15 protein-coding genes are annotated in these 19331 nt (G+C 40.4%); 13 read left to right on the top strand and 2 right to left on the bottom strand.

What is annotated here, in order from left to right; all coding sequences use genetic code 11:
* The first annotated feature begins 175 nt into the window (after window positions 1-175).
* Window positions 176-1012 carry a polysaccharide deacetylase family protein gene (locus EO112_RS01720; protein ID WP_062403224.1) on the top strand — a complete coding sequence of 279 codons (837 nt, stop codon included), beginning with the start codon at window positions 176-178 and terminating at the stop codon, window positions 1010-1012.
* A 194-nt stretch (window positions 1013-1206) separates the two neighbouring features.
* Here EO112_RS01720 and EO112_RS01715 read toward each other — a convergent pair whose 3' ends face one another.
* Window positions 1207-2796: a peptide chain release factor 3 gene (locus EO112_RS01715; protein WP_062403221.1), complete on the bottom strand. Its 1590-nt coding sequence runs from the start codon at window positions 2794-2796 to the stop codon at window positions 1207-1209.
* 438 nt (window positions 2797-3234) lie between these two features.
* Here EO112_RS01715 and EO112_RS01710 point away from each other — a divergent pair, with 438 nt between their 5' ends.
* Window positions 3235-5601 (top strand): DNA topoisomerase 3, encoded by a 2367-nt coding sequence (locus EO112_RS01710; protein WP_127162610.1) that lies wholly within the window; start codon window positions 3235-3237, stop codon window positions 5599-5601.
* Window positions 5602-5832: 231 nt separating this feature from the next.
* Here EO112_RS01710 and EO112_RS01705 read toward each other — a convergent pair whose 3' ends face one another.
* Window positions 5833-7131, bottom strand: a complete 1299-nt coding sequence (locus tag EO112_RS01705) for a DEAD/DEAH box helicase (protein WP_127162608.1) — start codon at window positions 7129-7131, stop codon at window positions 5833-5835.
* A gap of 455 nt (window positions 7132-7586) precedes the next feature.
* Between EO112_RS01705 and EO112_RS01700 the strand changes: the two genes are divergently transcribed.
* The 11 genes from EO112_RS01700 to EO112_RS01650 all read left to right on the top strand — a co-directional run bounded on the left by EO112_RS01700 (window position 7587) and on the right by EO112_RS01650 (window position 19331).
* A complete protein-coding gene (locus tag EO112_RS01700; protein WP_127061396.1) occupies window positions 7587-7814 on the top strand; it encodes a FeoA family protein in 228 nt (75 codons plus the stop codon).
* Window positions 7815-7831: 17 nt separating this feature from the next.
* Window positions 7832-10213 carry a ferrous iron transport protein B gene (gene feoB, locus EO112_RS01695; protein ID WP_127162606.1) on the top strand — a complete coding sequence of 794 codons (2382 nt, stop codon included), beginning with the start codon at window positions 7832-7834 and terminating at the stop codon, window positions 10211-10213.
* Window positions 10214-10355: 142 nt separating this feature from the next.
* Window positions 10356-10535 carry a FeoB-associated Cys-rich membrane protein gene (locus EO112_RS01690; RefSeq protein ID WP_127061402.1) on the top strand — a complete coding sequence of 60 codons (180 nt, stop codon included), beginning with the start codon at window positions 10356-10358 and terminating at the stop codon, window positions 10533-10535.
* Between the two features lie 126 nt (window positions 10536-10661).
* On the top strand, window positions 10662-10922 hold the full coding sequence (locus tag EO112_RS01685; protein WP_009372239.1) for a DUF6110 family protein: 261 nt from the start codon (window positions 10662-10664) through the stop codon (window positions 10920-10922).
* A 3-nt stretch (window positions 10923-10925) separates the two neighbouring features.
* Complete coding sequence (locus tag EO112_RS01680) at window positions 10926-13055, top strand: heavy metal translocating P-type ATPase (RefSeq protein WP_127162604.1); 2130 nt, start codon at window positions 10926-10928, stop codon at window positions 13053-13055.
* 429 nt (window positions 13056-13484) lie between these two features.
* Entirely contained in the window at window positions 13485-13880 is a 396-nt protein-coding gene (locus EO112_RS01675) for a hypothetical protein (protein ID WP_127135485.1), read from the top strand.
* A 1-nt stretch (window position 13881) separates the two neighbouring features.
* Window positions 13882-14727, top strand: a complete 846-nt coding sequence (locus tag EO112_RS01670) for a hypothetical protein (protein ID WP_127135484.1) — start codon at window positions 13882-13884, stop codon at window positions 14725-14727.
* Window positions 14728-14937: 210 nt separating this feature from the next.
* Window positions 14938-15957: a lipopolysaccharide heptosyltransferase II gene (gene waaF / locus EO112_RS01665; RefSeq protein ID WP_127135483.1), complete on the top strand. Its 1020-nt coding sequence runs from the start codon at window positions 14938-14940 to the stop codon at window positions 15955-15957.
* Window positions 15957-17000 carry a glycosyltransferase family 9 protein gene (locus EO112_RS01660; RefSeq protein WP_127162740.1) on the top strand — a complete coding sequence of 348 codons (1044 nt, stop codon included), beginning with the start codon at window positions 15957-15959 and terminating at the stop codon, window positions 16998-17000. The genes waaF and EO112_RS01660 overlap by 1 nt, the downstream gene beginning before the upstream one ends.
* 2 nt (window positions 17001-17002) lie before the next feature.
* Window positions 17003-17914: a 3'-5' exonuclease gene (locus tag EO112_RS01655; RefSeq protein WP_127011124.1), complete on the top strand. Its 912-nt coding sequence runs from the start codon at window positions 17003-17005 to the stop codon at window positions 17912-17914.
* A gap of 31 nt (window positions 17915-17945) precedes the next feature.
* The gene (locus EO112_RS01650) at window positions 17946-19331 is read left to right on the top strand and encodes an aminopeptidase (protein ID WP_127011123.1); all 1386 of its coding nucleotides are present in this window, start codon (window positions 17946-17948) and stop codon (window positions 19329-19331) included.

The raw sequence follows: 19331 nt of genomic DNA, 5'->3' as shown, positions 1-19331 counted from the left end.
TGCAAAAAAAGTATAATAATAAAAGGAAATATGATGAATAATTCTATTACTATATGTCAAACTTATGAAAAATAACTGATAAGTTTAGCGAAGTGTGGTACTATAATAAGGATAGATTTACATCGCTATTTTAATTTTTATGTATTAAGTAAAGTTACTGACACGTGAGGTTAATGTGAAACGAATTATTTTAGGTATACTAGGGCTAATTGTGGTCATCGGTATATATTTAGGAATACAGTATCAGCGATCTTGGGATTACAAAGCTGTAGGTGTACCAGTTTTAAATTATCATCGAATCGATACAGGTATACGTCATTCTTTGGTGGTTCCCCCAGAAGAGTTTAAGAAACAAATGCAATATCTCCATGATGAGGGATATCATACAATTACTATGGATGAGTTATATGATTACATGACAAAGGGAACGGAATTACCTGATAAACCAGTTCTCATTACATTTGATGATGGCTATATTGATAACTATAAGTACGCATTCCCTATTTTAAAAGAATACAATATGAAAGCTACCTTGTTTATGATTACTAGTGCATTTGGTGAAAGTCGCTTTGTCAATGTAGAACAGTTGAAAGAAATGCAAGCTAATGGAATCGATATCCAAAGCCATACGGTGAATCATAAAGACTTGCGAAGTATGTCCCTAGACCAAGCACGTGATGAATTGATTGGCTCAAAAGCGGTGTTAGAAGATCGTATGAAGCATCCTGTTCGTTACATTGCGTATCCAGGTGGGTTTTCCAATAAAGATATAGATAGGATAGCAGAAGAAAGTGGGTATCGTATGGCTTTTACAGTACAAGCAGGGAATGTAGAGCCAGGACAGAATCTATTTAATTTGCCACGACAAGCTGTATTCTTCAATGACACACCATTTCAAAACTTTTGGGTTCGCCTTCATTATCCATGGGAAAATGCTTTTATGTGGCGTATTCATGATAAATTGTTAGAATGGAATTTAAAAGGATTAGCAGATTTGGAACCGTTGTTTTAGGAATATTTCCAGATACTGAAATGACATACAACTAGGAAGAATACATAATATATAACACATATATGGATCAAATTAAAACCGCCTAGATGATACAAGATAGTATCGCCTAGGCGGTTTTTATGTTTACTATACATGGGGTTGAACAAATAAGAACAACCACATCGATAGGAATACGATTTTAGTTGTATTCGTACTTATGCTTCTATTTTAGGGGTATGTAAGAAGGTAACATCTGGATTACGCTCTACAACCCAACCCATTTGCCATTCATTGGAGATTAGAACGACAAGACGACCACGATTATCTTTTACGATCATGGCATTGTCCATACCTTTTAAGCTGTTTACATCTACTTCACCATCGATCCAACGGGCTACGCCATATGGTAAGGAGTTGTTCACAAGATCAACGCCGTATTCGTGTTTCAAGCGATATTGTAATACTTCAAATTGAAGCATACCTACAGCACCTACCACGAAAGAATCCATAGAGTAGAGCGGTTCAAAGATTTGTACAGCCCCTTCTTGCGCTAATTGAGTCATACCTTTTAGGAATTGTTTCCGTTTCATAGAATCTTTTGGTGTCACACGAGCAAAAAATTCTGGAGGGAACACAGGGAAGTCACTGAATGTCACTTTGTGATTGGATGCACATAAGCTATCACCTACACCCATAGTACCTGCATCGAAGACACCAATGATGTCCCCTGGATAGGCTTCATCAATGATAGTGCGCTCTGTGGCTAAGAATTGCTGTGGTTGAGATAAGCGTAAGGTTTTACCAGATTGTTGGTGAAGTACATTCATGCCTTTTTCAAACTTACCAGAACAAATGCGCATGAATACAATGCGGTCATGATGGTTCGGATTCATGTTGGCTTGGATCTTAAAAACGAAGGCAGAGAAATCTTCAGACGTAGGTTCTACCGTTTCCTCACGGGCTACACGTGGGGCTGGCATAGGAGCTAACTCCAAGAATTTTTCAAGGAATGGTTTAACCCCAAAGTTTGTCATCGCAGAACCGAAGAACATAGGTGTTAATTCACCAGCTTTTACTTTGTCTAAATCAAAAGCATCACCAGCCACGTCGAGAAGTTCAATGTCATCGATTAAGGATTGATGCACCTCTTCTCCTAATAGCTCACGGAATGCTGGGTCGTGCACATCGCCTTTGGTGGAAGCTAGCTTTTTTTGACCATGGGATTCGTCTTTTTCAAATAATTCTACAGTATTCGTTTCCCGGTCATATACCCCTTGATACTCGCCGTTGATGCCCACAGGCCAGTTCATAGGAACCGCACGAATGCCAAGAGAGTTTTCAATTTCTTCCATCAAGTCAAATGGATTGCGTCCGAAATGGTCAATCTTGTTGACGAAGGTAAAAATAGGAATGCCACGTTCTTTACAAACGGCGAATAGTTTTTTCGTCTGCGCTTCCACACCTTTTGCTACGTCGATCAACATGACAGCGCTATCTGCTGCCATTAAGGTGCGGTAGGTATCTTCAGAGAAGTCTTGGTGACCAGGCGTATCTAGGATGTTCACACGATGACCATCGTAATCGAATTGCAATACAGAACTCGTCACAGAGATACCACGTTGCTTTTCAATTTCCATCCAGTCAGATACGGCATATTTTTGTGTTTTTCTAGATTTAACAGACCCTGCCAAGTGGATAGCACCACCGTATAGCAAAAGCTTTTCCGTCAATGTTGTTTTACCCGCATCTGGGTGAGAAATGATGGCGAACGTACGGCGCCGAGTTACTTCTTCTAAAAATGTCATAATTCACCTCTATAAATACATGTGTATGTTATATACTTTCATATCTTTAAAATTATATACTATTTGAACCCTCCCTGTATAGGATATGATACTGAAAGTTGAAAAACGGCGGATATGGTTATGAATAAGATAAGTCATAGGTTTGTAAAATTCTGTGCAAAAGTAGCACTGATAGGAAATTTTAAAGGAGTATGAAAGATAGCGAGAGAAGTATGAGGTTAGAAAGTATTGTGGTTTAAAATGAGAGCTCCTACATTATCAGTATTATATGATCTGAGTAATGGGGGAGTAAATTTTTCTAAATGGAAGTTAAGAAATGGAGGTCTGTTTAATTATTTAGCTCATTCGTAGTATAATGAAAGTTAATGTAGAGAAGATTTATTATAGAATAATGTAATACATGAGTAGTAAACAGTAATGGATAGGAAAAGGGAGCATATGCGTTTATTTATTGCGGAAAAGCCTAGCGTAGGGCGAGAGTTAAGCCAAGTGTTGCCCAATTCACAGAATGCTAAGCGACATGATGGGTATATCGTACAAGGTGATGATGTGATTACTTGGGCCTTTGGTCATATGCTAGAACAAGTAGAGCCAGGTGAGTATGATGAGAAATATAAATTTTGGAGATTTGAATCTTTGCCAATTTTGCCCACCTCTTGGAAATTAAAAATTAAATCATCGAGTGCTAAGCAGTTTAAGGTTATTAGTGATTTAATCAAAAAAGCGACGACCATTGTGAATGCAGGTGACCCGGATAGAGAGGGGCAATTGTTGATAGACGAAATGCTCGATTATTTGGGTAATACCAAACCAGTAGAGCGTATTCTACTCAATGCGTTAGATGAAAAATCTATGCGTTACGCTTTAGAGCATATGCAGGATAATAAGAAATACCAACCTTTAAAAGATTCTGCCTTAGCACGATCTCGTGCGGATTGGTTGATGGGTATGAATTTATCTCGGGCCTATACGTTAGAGCAACAGCATTTAGGAAACAAAGTGACGTTTCCGATTGGTCGAGTGAAAACGCCAACCTTAGCACTTGTGGTACGGAGAGAACGTGAGCTACAAAACTTTGTGCCTGTAGAATATTACGTGTTGCAAGTACAATATGGTCATGAAAAGGGAGTCTTTTGGGCCACTTGGAAACCGAAAGATACACAACAAGGATTGGACCCTGATGGTCATATGCTGGATCAGACTATTCTTAATGACTTGCGTGACCGTTTGATGCAATCACCAGAAGGTACAGTTTCTTTAGTGGAAAAGAAAAAGAAAAAGGAAGGACAACGGTTGCCTTTTTCCTTATCATCACTACAAATTGTGGCGGGCAAGCTATATAACTATACGCCACAGGAAGTATTGGACATCGCACAGAAACTATATGAGAAGAAATATACATCCTATCCCCGTTCAGACTGTGAATATTTGCCAGTGAACCAACTTTCAGATGGAAAAGCAATCCTGTCAAATTTGGTCAATATGGGTCATAAGGAATTAGCTGCATGGGCAAAGGATAGTAATCCTACTATTAAAAGCCGGGCCTGGAATGATAGTAAGGTTACGGCCCATCATGCCATTATTCCGACCACTGTACGTTGCCCACTGCATACCTTATCCAAAGGGGAGCAAAATATTTACTTCCTCATTGCGCAAGCCTATATTGCACAATTTTACCCAGAGTATGTATATGAGCATACTCGTATCGAAGTGACGCACCAAGAGGAACTGTTTACCACAACGGGACGTGTCGTTATCGATTTGGGATGGAAAGCATTATATAAAAAGGTAAAATCCACGGAAGAATCAGAAGAAAATCAAGAGGATGAAGAAAAGTCATTGCCCCCTGTACGTAAAGGGGATGCTGTAACAGCGAAGGATAGCAAGGTGGACCAACGGAAAACAAAGCCACCAAGCCGCTTTACTTCAGCAACCTTGGTGCAGGCAATGAAGGAAATTCACAAATATGTAAAAGATGAAGAGTTAAAAAAACAATTAAAAGATGTATCCGGTATCGGCACAGAGGCGACACGGGCCACGATTATTGATGATTTAATCCACAATAAGAAAAACCCTTTCCTTAAAGAAGAAGGAAAAAAGAAAATTTTAATTCCTACAGAGTCTGCCTATACCTTGGTAGATGCATTGCCAGATTCCTTACTGTACCCTGATGCGACGGCCCAGTGGGAAGAGCGCTTAGCAAAAATGAGCGAAGGAACTGAACGGATTGATGTGTTTTTAGAAGACCAAACAAAATTCGTTGTACAACTTATTGAGGATGTAAAACGACGGGTAGGAAATACAGCTAAGATAGTAATGCCTAAGTCGGAGACAGGTGGCAAAAGAATGGGACCGAACCGAAACCCTTCCATAGCGCAACAAACAGGACGATCTTGTCCTAAGTGTAAAACAGGGGAGTTGCTCCTACGGAAGGGAAAGTTTGGAGAGTTTTATGGATGTTCTGGGTTCCCAACATGCAAATACACGGAAAATGTATCATCACCAAAGGAAAATGTATCAGGAGCTAGGGAACCAAGAGTTACCAAGGCAAACACGTCATCAATGACTACAGTGTCGATGCCACAAAGACCTAGAGAAGAGATAATGCCTCCGATACCATTGTCGGATGGAAAAGTATTGGATGATACACATAAGGAATACACATGCCCAAGATGTAAAAAGGGATACCTTATACAGTATGAATCACAACCTGAACCAGTTTGGAAATGTAGCGAAGGTCAAGCTTGTAGAACTACTTGTGCCGATGTAGAGGGGAAACCTGCTATTTATACGAATCGGAAGTAAGCACAGGTATTCGGCATAGTGTGGATATCAATAAAAGGAGAGCCTTTTTGCTGATTAGAATATAAAAATAGAGGAAAGTTGATACTTTTGGTTCAACTTTCCTCTATTTTATATGTGGGCTATTTTGTTACCGTCCCTTGTATTGGGGCTGTTTGGTTATAGCCTTTTTTGTAATATACTGTTAAGCAACGGACACCTCTCTTAGAAGAACCGTCTGCCGGTACTAGAAACTTATCGTTTACCTCGACCACGATTGCTAGAGCCACTAGATTTTGTACGGCGTACCCGTGTGTTGGCACCTTTATGACCACGAGCTTTGTGAGCTTTTGCTTTCGTCGCTTGGTAGGTACTTTTAATTTTAGGTTTCTTGCTAGCAGTTTCCTTCTTAGGCGCTAAGCCAGAACCTTTTGTTTTTACTTGTCCATCCTTGGTGTATTTTGTCAAAGTAGCTTGGATGGATCGTTCGATGCGGCGTACCCAAATTTCTTCAGCTGGCGTAGCAAAGGTTACGGCAACACCAGTGGAGCCAGCACGACCAGTACGGCCGATGCGATGGATGTAGTAATCCATGTCGTGCGGTACATCAAAGTTGTATACGTGGCTAACACCTTCAATATCGATACCACGAGCGGCAATGTCTGTAGCTACTAAAATAGGGGGATTGCCTTTAGCAAATTCTTTCAAGACTTGCGTACGACGGCCCTGTGTCATATCTCCATGAATTTCACCAAGCTCTACACCTTTGCGAGCTAAATCGTAGGCGAGTTTGATAGCTCCCTCTTTGGTGTTACAGAATACGATAGCTAGATATGGATTATCTGCTTCTAGCATCGCCACAAGGCGATTCACTTTGTCCTGTTCTTCCATCATGTATACTTTTTGCTCGATGGTGTCGAGGGTAATATTTTCCCCTTGTACAGTCACAGAGGTAGGTTTTTGCATATAGGCTTTTGCTAAATTGCGGATTTTATCTGGTATGGTAGCGGAGAACATTAATAGTTGACGTTTACCGTCGGTGCCACTGATGAGTTTTTCAATATCTGGTAAGAATCCCATATGAAGCATTTGGTCTGCTTCATCCAACACAACACGGCGGATGGAATGTAAATGTAGGGTACCACGGTTGACGTGATCCAGCAAACGACCAGGAGTGCCGATGATCACATGAGGGCGTCGTCCTAGTTTTTGCAATTGCCCTTCGATTGTTCTCCCCCCAATCAATGGTAATACGTCGACTCCTAAGATAGCACCTAAGTGACGAGCCTCCTCTGCAATTTGTTGGATGAGTTCACGCGTAGGGGCGATAATGAGGGCTTGCTCCTGTTGTACATCTACGTGGATGCGTTGCAATAATGGTAATAAGAATGCCAAGGTTTTTCCAGTTCCCGTTTGCGCTTTGGCGATGACATCCTGTCCTTTGAAGATGAGGGGGATTGACTTTTCTTGGATCGGCGTTGGTTCTTTCACGCCTACCTTTTGTAATGCTTGTATCAGTTCAGGCACGATGCCTAAGGATTGAAATGATTTCATAGTGTATCTCCGTTTCTAAATGACTTAATAGTTATATTATATCATACTTCTAGCTAGGTGGACCTGTGAAAGTTCTTTCACATAGGGATGTAATGCCATGGAATAGATAGTCTAGTTGTGAAGGAAAGGGTATCTGCTCGAAATAGGTATTCTTTATAAGTATTTGTAGAATCATTTTTAGTTATAGATAATGAGAAATATATACCTTACATATCATTATTAATTAAAAAAGAAAAATTGAGAATAATAAAAAGGCATGATTAATATACTCTTGATAAATAGATTGTTTGCACAAAATACACTTGATAAAAATAGATTTGTAATTTCACAAAACGATAAAAATAAAACGAGATTCATTATTGATAATATTTTATAATGTGCTATAATATAAGTATTACTCATATAACTATATATGATAGGTTTGGTTGTTATGTTTTATATGTAGGAGGTGTACTATGGTTAAGAAGCTATCCGAGATGAAACCAGGTGAAGTTGGTACTGTTGTAGCAGTCAATGGAGCTGGCAACATCAAGCATCGTTTGGTGGACATGGGTGTTGTACCAGGCACAGCAGTGCGTGTTATGAAGTATGCGCCATTAGCAGACCCAGTGGAAATCAAAGTGAAAAACTTCGAATTATCACTACGCGTAAGTGAAGCACAAATGATTGATATTGAAGTCTAATAAGGAGAATTGCTAAGATGGCAGACAACACACATACCAAGATTCAGGTTGCTTTAGCGGGTAACCCTAACTGTGGTAAAACAAGTATTTTTAACAATATGACGGGATCCCGTCAACACGTAGGTAACTACGCAGGTGTTACAGTAGAGAAAAAAGTTGGGGAAACGAAAATTGATGGTCATGACATTGAAATCATCGACTTACCAGGTACATACTCCTTAACAGCACGTTCTCTTGATGAATTGGCAGCACGTAACGTTATCATCAATGAAGATCCAGAATTGATTGCCAATGTAGTGGATGCGTCCAATCTAGAACGTAACCTGTACTTAACAGCACAATTAATTGAACTAGAACAACCATTGCTACTTGTTTTGAACATGGTAGACGTGGCAAAAGAAATGGGTTTACAGTTCAATAATAAAAAATTAGAAGAATTAACAGGTTCCACAGTAGTAGAAACTATCGGCCGTGTTAATAAAGGTACAGACGGTGCGCTACGTGGCATCGTGAAAGTATCTAAAGAACGCAAAATCCCTAATGTTCGCGTTAACTATGGCGAAGTATTAGAGCCAGCTATCGCAGAATTAGAAGCAGAAGTAGCGAAACTTGACACTGGTCGTTATCCACATCGCTGGGTAGCTATCAAGTTATTAGAACAAGATACAGATATCTTAGAAAAAGTACAAGAATTAGACAAATCTGGTGCCGTGTTGAGCAAAGCAGAAGCATTGCGTACAGAATTGAATAAATCTGTAGACATGGATATCGTGTTCCAAGAATACCGTCACCGTTTTGCAGTAGACGTATTCAACGGCGTACTAGAAGTAGTACCTGAGCATAAAGATACCAAATCCGACAACATCGATAAAATCTTAACGAATCGTTGGTTAGGGATTCCTATCTTCTTATGCATCATGTGGGTTATGTTCTACTTAGTTATCAACATAGCAGAATATCCTAAAGGATGGTTGGAAGACGCATTCAAATTATTAACAGATTTCATCGGGGCTAATTTAGAAGATGGATTGTTAAAATCTTTATTGAATGACGGTATCATCGGTGGTGTAGGGGCTGTTATTAGCTTTATCCCACATATCGTTCTATTATTCGTATCTATTTCCTTCTTAGAAGATACTGGTTACATGGCTCGTGCGGCATTCGTTATCGACCGTGTGATGCGTGGTGTAGGTTTACATGGTAAATCTTTCATCCCTATGTTATTGGGCTTTGGTTGTAACGTACCATCCATCATGGGTGCTCGTATCCTTGACAACCCAAGAGACCGTATGATTACGATCTTAGTATCTCCATTTATGAGTTGTAGTGCTCGTTTGCCAGTATATACATTATTAGCATCAGCATTCTTCCCACCAGAAGATGCACCAACGATCTTGTTAGGTATCTATACATTGGGTATCGTCGTAGCCGTTGTAACTGCAAAAGTACTTCGTACGTATGTATTTAAAGGTGAAGCAGAACCATTCGTAATGGAAATGCCTCCATACCATATGCCAACACTTCGTTCCGTAGGCATTCATATGTGGGAACGTTCCGTGATGTACCTTAAAAAAGCAGGTACATTCATCTTGGCATCATCCATCTTGATTTGGTTCTTAACATCCTTCCCACAAGATGTAGAATACTCTCAAGACTATGATGCAGCTCGTGAACAAGTGACAATGACACATGCTCAGATGGCAGATGAGATTTTAGTGAATGCTATGTTGGTAACAGAAGAACAACAAGCAGAGGCGAATGATATCTTAGGTCAAATGCTTGCCTTAGACGAAGAGCATAAAGATGACCCGCCAGCTGAAGAGGAAGAAGCTACAGCAGCAGAAGAAGCAACTCAAGAAGAAGCTGTAGAAGAACCTGCATACTTTGAAGAATTAAAAGCTGAAGAGTTATATCCAGTGGCTTGGGCTTTATATGCAAACCATAAAGCAGAAGAAGATGAAATCAAAGAATTAGATCTTCAACAAGGTAAAGAAAAAATTGAACAATCCTATGCAGCCGAATTAGGACGTTTTATTCAACCTATAATGGAACCACTTGGATTTAACTGGCGTATAAACATTGCCGTAATAGCCGCAGTAGCAGCGAAAGAAGTAATGGTAAGTACATTAGGTACTATTTACGCGATCGAAGCAAGTGAAGATGACTCCACATCCTTAGAAGAATTCTTGGCTAATGATCCAGACTTCAACCCAGCCATCGGTTTAGCTTTGATGGTATTTGCCTTGTTATACTTACCATGCTTGGCGACTATGGCTGTATTAAAACGTGAAACTGACTCCTGGAAATGGTTCGGTGCCGTATTTGCTTACACTAGTATCCTAGCTTGGGTGGGTGCGTACATTGCAGTTCACTTAGGACGTGCTTTAGGTTTGGGCTAATCAATATTGATAGTAAACAAACAATATAATTGAGATTGAGAAAAGTTTTATTTCAAAAATTCATTGATATTATGAGGTTTGTTGTATTTGCAAAATAATTTTCAAAAAAGTACTTGAAAATGAGAAAGAGATGGTGTATACTATGGATAGTGTTATTGTATATGCAATTGGTTTACTAGCTGTTCTCTATGTTGCATACCGAGTATATAAAAGCGCAACACATGACGGCGGCGGATGCGGCTGTGGTGGCTCTAAAGACTCTGGAGCTGGTTGTGGCGGTTGTGGTTGCGGTGGTGGCCACGAAGAACAGGTAGAAAAGTAACTGATTCGATACCATAAGTTTGGTAAGAGGGACTCCGATAACACGGGCCCCTCTTATCTTTATAATTATTAATTTTATTATATTATCATGTATTAATGTGACAGAGTTCACAGAAAGGAACTAACAATGTTCAACGTAAAAAAAGAAACTTTAAGAGATGCTAATGTATTCGCAGCTGGTTTGGCTTTAGGCACAGTAGGTGTAAAAGTATTAACTTCCAAAGATGCTCGCAAAGTATACGCTAATGTAGTAGCAGCAGGTCTTCGTGCAAAAGACAGCATCTTAAAAACTACTGAAAAATTACAAGCTTCCACAGACAGCATTTTAGCTGAAGCACAAGAAATCAACGATACTCGTGATGAAGAAGTATTAACAGAAGGAAAATAATCCATGATGCAATTTAAAATGTTGCAACGCTTGTCCCGTCGTCTTCATGTACGCATTGAGGGACGTAAGTTTAATGACGCACAGGCTCAATTTATCGAAGATACATTGATGGCCTGTGAAGCCATTACCAAAGCGAACTTCTACACTCGTTCTGGGGACATCATCATCAAGCATACTGGTGATGAAAGTGCGGTGAAAGCTGCTTTATTCGGACTTAACGATTTGGATTTAGCCAATGCACCAGCATTGCATGAACTTTCACCTCGCCTTGTCAACAAGCGTTACAAAGAAGAAATGATCGATAAAACATTGCTTTATATCGGTAAAAAAATCGTGTTACCAGCACCTATTGCAGCAGCATGGTCTTGGTTCGATGGTATCAAGTTCATCGGTACAGCTATCAAAACGTTGTGGAAACGCAAATTGACCGTAGAAGTATTAGATGGCGTAGCTATCGGTGCCGCATTATTGCAAAAAGATTACTCCACAGCGGGCGCTGTGATGTACTTATTAGGCATCGGCGAAATCTTGGAAGAATGGACATTACGTAAATCCGTGCTTAACCTTGCGGAAAGCATGTCCTTGAACGTAGACAAAGTTTGGGTTCTTGTAGACGGCGTAGAAGTGAGCAAACCAATCGGTGAAGTACAAGTGGGTGACGTAGTTGTAGTTCGTCAAGGTGAAGTGGTGCCATTGGACGGCCAAGTTGTGGATGGCGTAGTTCTTGTGAATGAAAGCTCCATGACTGGGGAACCTGAACCAGTTCGTCGTGATGCCGGTACATCTGTGTATGCAGGTACCGTCGTAGAAGAAGGTCAATGTTCCTTCGAAGTACGTACTACAAGCAAACATACTCGTTTCGAGCAAATCGTAAACTTGATCGAAGAATCTGAACAAATGAAATCCGGTATGGAACAAAAAGCATATCGCATGGCAGATAAATTAGTACCGGTGAGTTTCTTAGGTGCTTTCGCAACCTTTGCCTTAACTCGCAACTTGATGAAAGCCTTATCTTTCGTTATGGTAGATTTCTCCTGCGCATTGAAATTGTCCATTCCGTTGGCAGTATTATCCGCTATGCAAGAAGCATCCAATCGTGGTATCACTGTTAAAGGTGGTAAATTCATGGAACGCATTGCAGAAGCAGATATGATCGTCTTCGATAAAACAGGTACGTTGACAAAAGCGGAACCTGTATTCCAAGAAATTATTCCTTTTGGCGGTAATGATGCAGATGACATGTTGACATTAGCGGCTTGCTTGGAAGAGCATTTCCCTCATTCTATGGCGAAAGCAGTAGTGACAGCGGCGCAAGATCATCATTTACCACATAAAGAAATGCATTCCAAAGTAGAATATGTTGTGGCACATGGCATTGCATCCAAAGTGGGTAACCGCAAAGTGCGTATCGGTAGCCATCACTTCATTTTTGAAGATGAAAAAACAACAATTCCAGCTGGAGAAGAAGCTAAATTTGAAAATCTTCCAGAAGGTTGTTCCTATCTATACTTAGCGATTTCTAACGTCCTATCTGCGGTTATTTGTATTAAAGACCCAGTGCGTGAAGAAGCGAAAACTGTTATCCGCGAACTTCATGAGTTAGGTGTTAAGAAAATCGTTATGATGACTGGCGATAGCCGTAAAAATGCAGAACGCGTTGCAGCGGAAATTGGTATTGACGAAGTTCATGCGGAAGTTATGCCAACTGACAAAGCTGATTACGTGCGTAAAGCAAAAGAAGAAGGCTACACAGTGATGATGGTAGGGGACGGTATCAACGATTCCTTGGCGTTATCTGAAGCGCATGTAGGCATTGGTATGAATGAAGGTGCACCAATTGCACAAAAAATTGCCAATGTCACAGTGTCCAGTGATAACTTAACTGCTATTGTTGACTTACGTCGTATCTCCATGAAATTAATGGATCGTATTAAAATTAACTATAACTCCATCGTAGGAGTGAATGGTGGTCTTGTAGGATTGGGCGTATTAGGCGTAATGCCTCCTAGCTCCACTGCATGGATTCACAACTTGTTCACACTAGGTGTGGGTATGTATAGCATGACTCCATTATTGGAAAAACCTAAAACAACAAACGATGACTGCATCGAAGTAGAAGCAGTTGTAGCATAACATATTTATAAAGGCTCTCGTCTTTGACGAGAGCCTAAAATATGGTATACTATAGTTGTAACAACAAGAAGAACCCGATGTGTGTTTGGCGTTAGGTTCATCTTAGAATCAAGCAAAATATGATGACCCTAACGTGTGCAGCGCTAGGGTCGTTATATTACAAACTACTAATTATTTTAGTAACTGTAATACGGCAACTACTAAGGTAAGAAAAGCAATGATTAATTGGATCTTTTCATAATTACGCATAGTATCACCACCTTTCGGTGATAAACCTAACTCACGTCGAGTTCTTATAATCAGTATATCATAATTAGCATCCGTAAGGGTGCTTTTTTGTTTGTAAAATTGAAATGCCTATGTATTTATAAGATGGCCGATGTTTGTTATACTATAGGAAGAGATAATTTGTTGTAGAAAGGAAATTATATGTCAACCATACAAGATGTAGTGCAACGCACGATGTATATGAGTATATTTTTTATATTGATTCCTCTAGGGGCCTATACGATTCATACGGGGATGAGCGCCATGGTGGCAGGGGTGAGCTATGCAGTGCTGTCTCTATTCATTCCTATTTTTTACTTGCGTTCTAGTGAAAGTGGCTTTGGTCCTAAGGCTCGCAGAATACCGATTTGTGTATACATACTAGCTTGGGCATTGGTACAAGGTGGTACCTTCTTGGTGTTTAACAATTTAGATTTATCTTGGTTATGGAATCTATCTACTATCGGTCGTGATGTGGTATTTGCCATTATCATGTATTGCCAAGTGACCTTGTCTTTAGTATTAGCGCTAGCAGGTGGAAAGAATACAGAGGTGTAATATGAGAAGTTATATAAAATTTTACAGCTGGTCCATGCTCTGGATTATTCCACTCAGCTTGGTATTTAGCTTAGGGCAGTTCGACACATCTAGCATTATTATGTTCGTCATCGCCTCCTTGGGGATCCCTTTGGGTCTGAAAGCGGTGCCAAGACTGGCTGGGCAATTTGACTTTCACCTAGGGAAAGGCCATTATACATATTCTTGGCTTTGGTGGAATCTATTCTTTTTCTTTGGTAATGGTGTGTTGCCTTTTACCTTGCCAAAAGAACCTATCTATGTGATGCTAGTTTGGGTGTTGACTATGTTAGTTGTGGTGGCACTCATGATCGGTACAGCGAAACTATTAGATTGCTGGATGGCACGAAAAGAACGTCATTACTTTATCGATACAGTATTGAACATTTCTACCTATGCATTGCCATTGCCGATGCTATTTTTAGGGGATGTGATGTACCTCAATCTAGAGGATCCTATCATTCAAGCATCGTTAGATGCACAGGGCTTTGCAGGACTCATTGCTAGCCTATATATCGGGGTAGTGCTCATGATACTTACCACTATTGGTAGTATGGTCCTATACTTATATCCACGTCGCACAGCATTATGGCCTCGTGTAACTGCCATCGTAGTCATGGCAGTGTGGTGGGTGGCAACCAATGCACATATCCTATTTGGTGGATACATTCCAGACATTGTGAAAGTCTGGGCGGGGAAAGCATTGCCAGCTTTTACAGGTAGCCCATTAGTATATATTACGCCGTCTGTGTTTGAAATCTGCGCTATTGCTTTAAGTGTGGCAATTGGATTAGGAATAGAAAAATTATGGCTAAGTAAGAAAGCTTAAAGTGCGTGAAAGGCACAAAACTTAGAAAATAGTATATAAGAAGAATTAGATACAGCGTGAGAAACAGGATAGGTTATAAACTTATCCTGTTTTCTGTGAATAAAAATAATTTTCTGAAAAACCTAGGGAAGAGCGTCATTTTTTCCTTTTTCAGCATATCTTATGGTATACTAAGAGAGTATAGTTATAGGTCAGTGAAAGGGCTGTAGTATGAAAGAAGATGTACGAATTTTAATCATTAAAATGAGTTCTCTAGGCGATATTATTCATGCCTTACCAACGCTGTATGCGTTGCGTCAACAATATCCGAAGGCGCATATTGCATGGGCCGTTCATGAACAGTTTAAGGATGTTATCCCTCTCAAACCTTGGGTGGATGAAATCATCATCATAGATAAGAAACAATTAAAACGGCTTTCCTATTGGAAACAACTATGGAAGTTATTACATGAAAAAAACTTTGATATTTCCTTAGATCTACAATCCATTGCGAAAAGTGCCATTGTGGCTGGTCTTAGTGGTGCGAAGAAACGCTATGCTTATTGGGAACTTCGTGAGGGAAGTTGGCTTGTGAATACAGCGCTAGTAGGTGATCATAAAATGGATCACGTTATCGAGCGCTATTTAGATACGGCTCGTGCCTTGGGCTGTGATGTAGATGACATCGCATTCCCATTGCCGATTTTTACAGAGGCAGAAACTGCGGTGACACAGAAGTTAAATGCTAGAGGGGCTTTTATTGAAAATCCCTATATTGTCATGGCTCCAGGGGCGCGTTGGGCAGTGAAGGAATGGCCTATTTCTCATTTTGTGGAGCTTGGCAAGCGATTGGTAGCAGCAGGTGAGACAGTGGTGCTCATTGGTGCCCAAGAGGATGCGGACAAAGGTCGTGCTATTGTGGACGGCGTCGGCAGTAACAATGTAGTAAATCTCATTGGTGACACGAATTTAAAAGAACTCATTGAGGTCATTCGTCACAGTGCTTTGTACATCAGCGCCGATACGGGGCCTTTGCATATTGCTAATGCTTTAAAAGTACCATTGATTGCTTTGTTTGGGACTACTTGCCCAGAACGGACAGGTCCTTATGGGGGCGATCATATTCATATTATTGTTTCACCTACATCACGGGCGACCTTAGAGAGACCATTGGTGGAAGATTTGGAATGTATGGCACAGATTACGGTGGACACTGTATTTGATACAGTGAAAGAAATGAGGAATTTATGATAGAGTTAGATGGAAAGCGGATTGTGGTAACCTTCTTGATGCATTTAGGCGATGTGGTGCTGACCACACCGTTTATCCATGCTCTTAGAAAGTTGGCGCCTCACAGCCATATTACCTATGTGATTGATAAAAAGTTGGCAGATGTATATCGTTATAATCCTTATATTGATGCTCTAGTAGAAGTGGATAAAAAGGGCATCCATAATAGTATCGGTGGGTTGAATCAAATTGCCAAAGAGATTCGCAGTCAAGGGGCTGTGGATGTTGTGATCAACTTGCATCCTAATGAACGGACGTCCTATTTAGCTTGGAAATTGAAAGCTAAGGTAACAACGGGGATGAGTCACTTTTTGTTCCGTCCGTTTATGACGAAGGTAACGCGATTGAACCGTAAAACGGTGCATGCTGCCCAGATGTATATGAATGTGCTAGAGCAGTTAGGATATGTGATAGAACATGAAGGGCTAGAAATCTTTACTAGTCCTGAGTGGGATGAAAAGGTGCAAGCATTTTATGCTTCGCAAGGAGTGACGGAAACAGATTGCCTTATTGGGTTCAATATTGGTAGTGCTGTACCAGAAAAACGTTGGCCCAAGGAACGATTTGCTCATATTGCAGATACCTTAGCAAAAGAAGGGTATAAAATAGTATTCTTTGGTGGACCTATGGATAAAGAGATGGTACAGGATGTACTAGATACGATGACGGAACCTGCCATTAAGGGAACGGGGCAATTTAGCATTGGAGAATTGGCAGCAGCCATGAAACGATGTGATTGTTTGGTCACAAATGACTCAGGTCCTATGCATGTAGGCGTGAGTCAAGGGGTACCGATTGTAGCGCTCTATGGACCATCGAATCCAGCCTTGTATGGGCCTTTCACAGAGAAGGCTGTAGTCTTAGAATCTATGGAAGATTACGATGTGAATAAAAATATGAAACAGGTTTTAAAAGAGGGCAACTACAAAGGTTTGTCTGTTATTTCTGAGGAATCTGTATTAGCAGGCATACGGATGATGTTAGAGAGAAAGGGTATGAAGTAAGGATGCACTATATTGTATTTGACTTGGAATGGAATCAGCCCTATACATTAGAACCGAATATGATACGGCGCTCAGGATTTCCATTCATTGGTGAAATTATACAAATAGGTGCTGTAAAACTAGATGAAAGTCTGCAAATTGTAGACCAATTTGAAGTATTTATTACTCCTAAATTTCTACCTATTATGCATCATTCGGTGGAGAAGTTGACCCATATTACTATGGATAAATTGCGTAAAGAAGGGGTATCTTTCCGACGTGGGTGCGAAAAGTTTTTACGTTTTGTTGGTCCCGATGGTATATTGGTGTCTTGGGGGCCCGATGATATCAACATGCTGATGGATAATGCATTTTGCCATAAGGTTCATGTACATCAAGAAGTACCTTGGTTTGATGCGCAATCTTTATATGCAAAAACGATGCACGATTGTAGTCAACAATATGCATTGCAAAAAGCGATGGATGAGATGCAAGTGCAAGCGCCGAATTTACAAGCCCATAATGGCCTGCATGATGCCATTTGTACAGCCATGGTATGCCAACGATTTCCATTTTTAGAAGCCTTACAAAAGAAGCGAGATAAACAAGGAAAACAACGGTGTTTTTATGGGCTTTCACGGCATGAACATAAAATATTTGAGTCCATTGTGACCATGCCACGTATATTCCGGCAAAGCAATCGGGCGAAAACTGCGTGCCCTGTTTGTAAGGAGCCTTTGCATTTAGACCCTATCGTGGGAGTGGTAAAACACCGCTTTTTATCGATGGGATCTTGCAAGGAACATGGCACCTTTGGGGTCCACTGGTATGTAGGAAAATCTATTAGCAAGCATTTAGGAAAACGCTATTATGTTTCCAAAATGGTCACCAATGCACCTAAAGGATTGCGTGAATTATATGCGCGTAAAAAATAAATAGTAAAATTTGAAAAGAAAGGAGCTAAGTATGGAACGTAGAAATGCTTGGCATGAATATACAGAAGAACAATTACAAGAGATTGATACTTTAACCACGAAGTATCGCCATTTTCTAGATCATGGTAAAACAGAGCGTGAATGTGTAGACCAAATTGTGGAGGCTGCAGAAGCAGCGGGATATCGCAATATGGACAGTATTATCAAAGAAGGTGCTACGCTGAAAGCAGGAGATAAGGTCTATTATGTGCACATGAAAAAAGCGGTAGCTATGGTGAACATAGGTACAGAGCCGATTGAACAGGGGATGAATATCTTAGGTGCTCATATTGATTCTCCTCGGTTAGATGTGAAGCAAAATCCATTCTATGTGGATAGTGATTTAGCACTATTAGATACACATTATTATGGGGGTATCAAAAAATACCAATGGGTAACAATGCCGCTAGCTATCCATGGGGTAGTGGTAAAACGCGATGGTACCGTCATCAATCTTGCCATCGGTGAAAATCCAACAGACCCAGTATTTTGCGTAACAGACTTATTGCCACATTTGGGACAGGAACAAATGGAGAAAAAGGCTGCCAAAGTGGTAGAAGGAGAACAATTGGATCTTCTTATTGGTAGCCGCCCTGTGAAAGGGGAATTAAAAGATGGTGTGAAAGCCTATGTATTGCAAGTGCTACAAGAACAATATGACTTTGAAGAAGAAGATTTCTTATCTGCAGAGCTTGAAATTGTACCAGCTGGTGCAGCCAGAGAGTTAGGGTTCGACCGTTCTATGATTATCGGCTATGGACAAGATGACCGTGTATGTGCTTATACATCTTTAGTAGCGATGTTAGAAACTGAGAATGTGAGCCGAACTACCTGTACTTTATTGGTAGATAAAGAAGAGATTGGTTCTGTTGGTGCAACAGGTATGCAATCTCGTTTCTTTGAGAATTTCATGGCAGAAGTATTGGAAGCCATGGGTCATACCTCACCATTAGCAGTACGACGAACTTTATCCAATAGCCATATGTTATCTTCTGATGTAAGTGCTGGTTTTGATCCACTCTATGCGAGTGCCTTTGAAAAGAAAAATGCTGCTTTCTTAGGTCGTGGCGTGGTATTTAATAAATTTACCGGTTCTCGTGGTAAAAGTGGCTCCAATGATGCGAATGCAGAATACATGGCTCGTATTCGTCATTTGATGGATCAAGATAATATTTCTTACCAAACAGCTGAATTAGGCCGTGTAGATCTTGGTGGTGGCGGTACGATTGCCTATATCATGGCTCTGTATGGTATGGATGTGATCGACTGTGGCGTGGCTGTGCTCAGTATGCACTCTCCTTGGGAGGTGACGAGCAAAGCCGATATTTACGAAGCAAAACGTTGTTATTTAGCGTTCTTAGCGGCGAAAGGGGAATAA

The organism is Veillonella sp. VA141 (genome assembly GCF_003992175.1).
GTDB lineage: Bacteria > Bacillota > Negativicutes > Veillonellales > Veillonellaceae > F0422.
This window is presented reverse-complemented; position numbering and strand designations above follow the sequence as displayed.

What these genes read in the sequence shown, in the direction of transcription:
- EO112_RS01715 (WP_062403221.1), bottom strand. Translation starts at nt 2,796, where the DNA reads ATGACATTTTTAGAAGAAGTAACTCGGCGCCGTACGTTCGCCATCATT.
- EO112_RS01710 (WP_127162610.1), top strand. Translation starts at nt 3,235, where the DNA reads ATGCGTTTATTTATTGCGGAAAAGCCTAGCGTAGGGCGAGAGTTAAGC.
- EO112_RS01705 (WP_127162608.1), bottom strand. Translation starts at nt 7,131, where the DNA reads ATGAAATCATTTCAATCCTTAGGCATCGTGCCTGAACTGATACAAGCA.
- EO112_RS01700 (WP_127061396.1), top strand. Translation starts at nt 7,587, where the DNA reads ATGGTTAAGAAGCTATCCGAGATGAAACCAGGTGAAGTTGGTACTGTT.
- feoB (WP_127162606.1), top strand. Translation starts at nt 7,832, where the DNA reads ATGGCAGACAACACACATACCAAGATTCAGGTTGCTTTAGCGGGTAAC.
- EO112_RS01690 (WP_127061402.1), top strand. Translation starts at nt 10,356, where the DNA reads ATGGATAGTGTTATTGTATATGCAATTGGTTTACTAGCTGTTCTCTAT.
- EO112_RS01685 (WP_009372239.1), top strand. Translation starts at nt 10,662, where the DNA reads ATGTTCAACGTAAAAAAAGAAACTTTAAGAGATGCTAATGTATTCGCA.
- EO112_RS01680 (WP_127162604.1), top strand. Translation starts at nt 10,926, where the DNA reads ATGATGCAATTTAAAATGTTGCAACGCTTGTCCCGTCGTCTTCATGTA.
- EO112_RS01675 (WP_127135485.1), top strand. Translation starts at nt 13,485, where the DNA reads ATGTCAACCATACAAGATGTAGTGCAACGCACGATGTATATGAGTATA.
- EO112_RS01670 (WP_127135484.1), top strand. Translation starts at nt 13,882, where the DNA reads ATGAGAAGTTATATAAAATTTTACAGCTGGTCCATGCTCTGGATTATT.
- waaF (WP_127135483.1), top strand. Translation starts at nt 14,938, where the DNA reads ATGAAAGAAGATGTACGAATTTTAATCATTAAAATGAGTTCTCTAGGC.
- EO112_RS01655 (WP_127011124.1), top strand. Translation starts at nt 17,003, where the DNA reads ATGCACTATATTGTATTTGACTTGGAATGGAATCAGCCCTATACATTA.
- EO112_RS01650 (WP_127011123.1), top strand. Translation starts at nt 17,946, where the DNA reads ATGGAACGTAGAAATGCTTGGCATGAATATACAGAAGAACAATTACAA.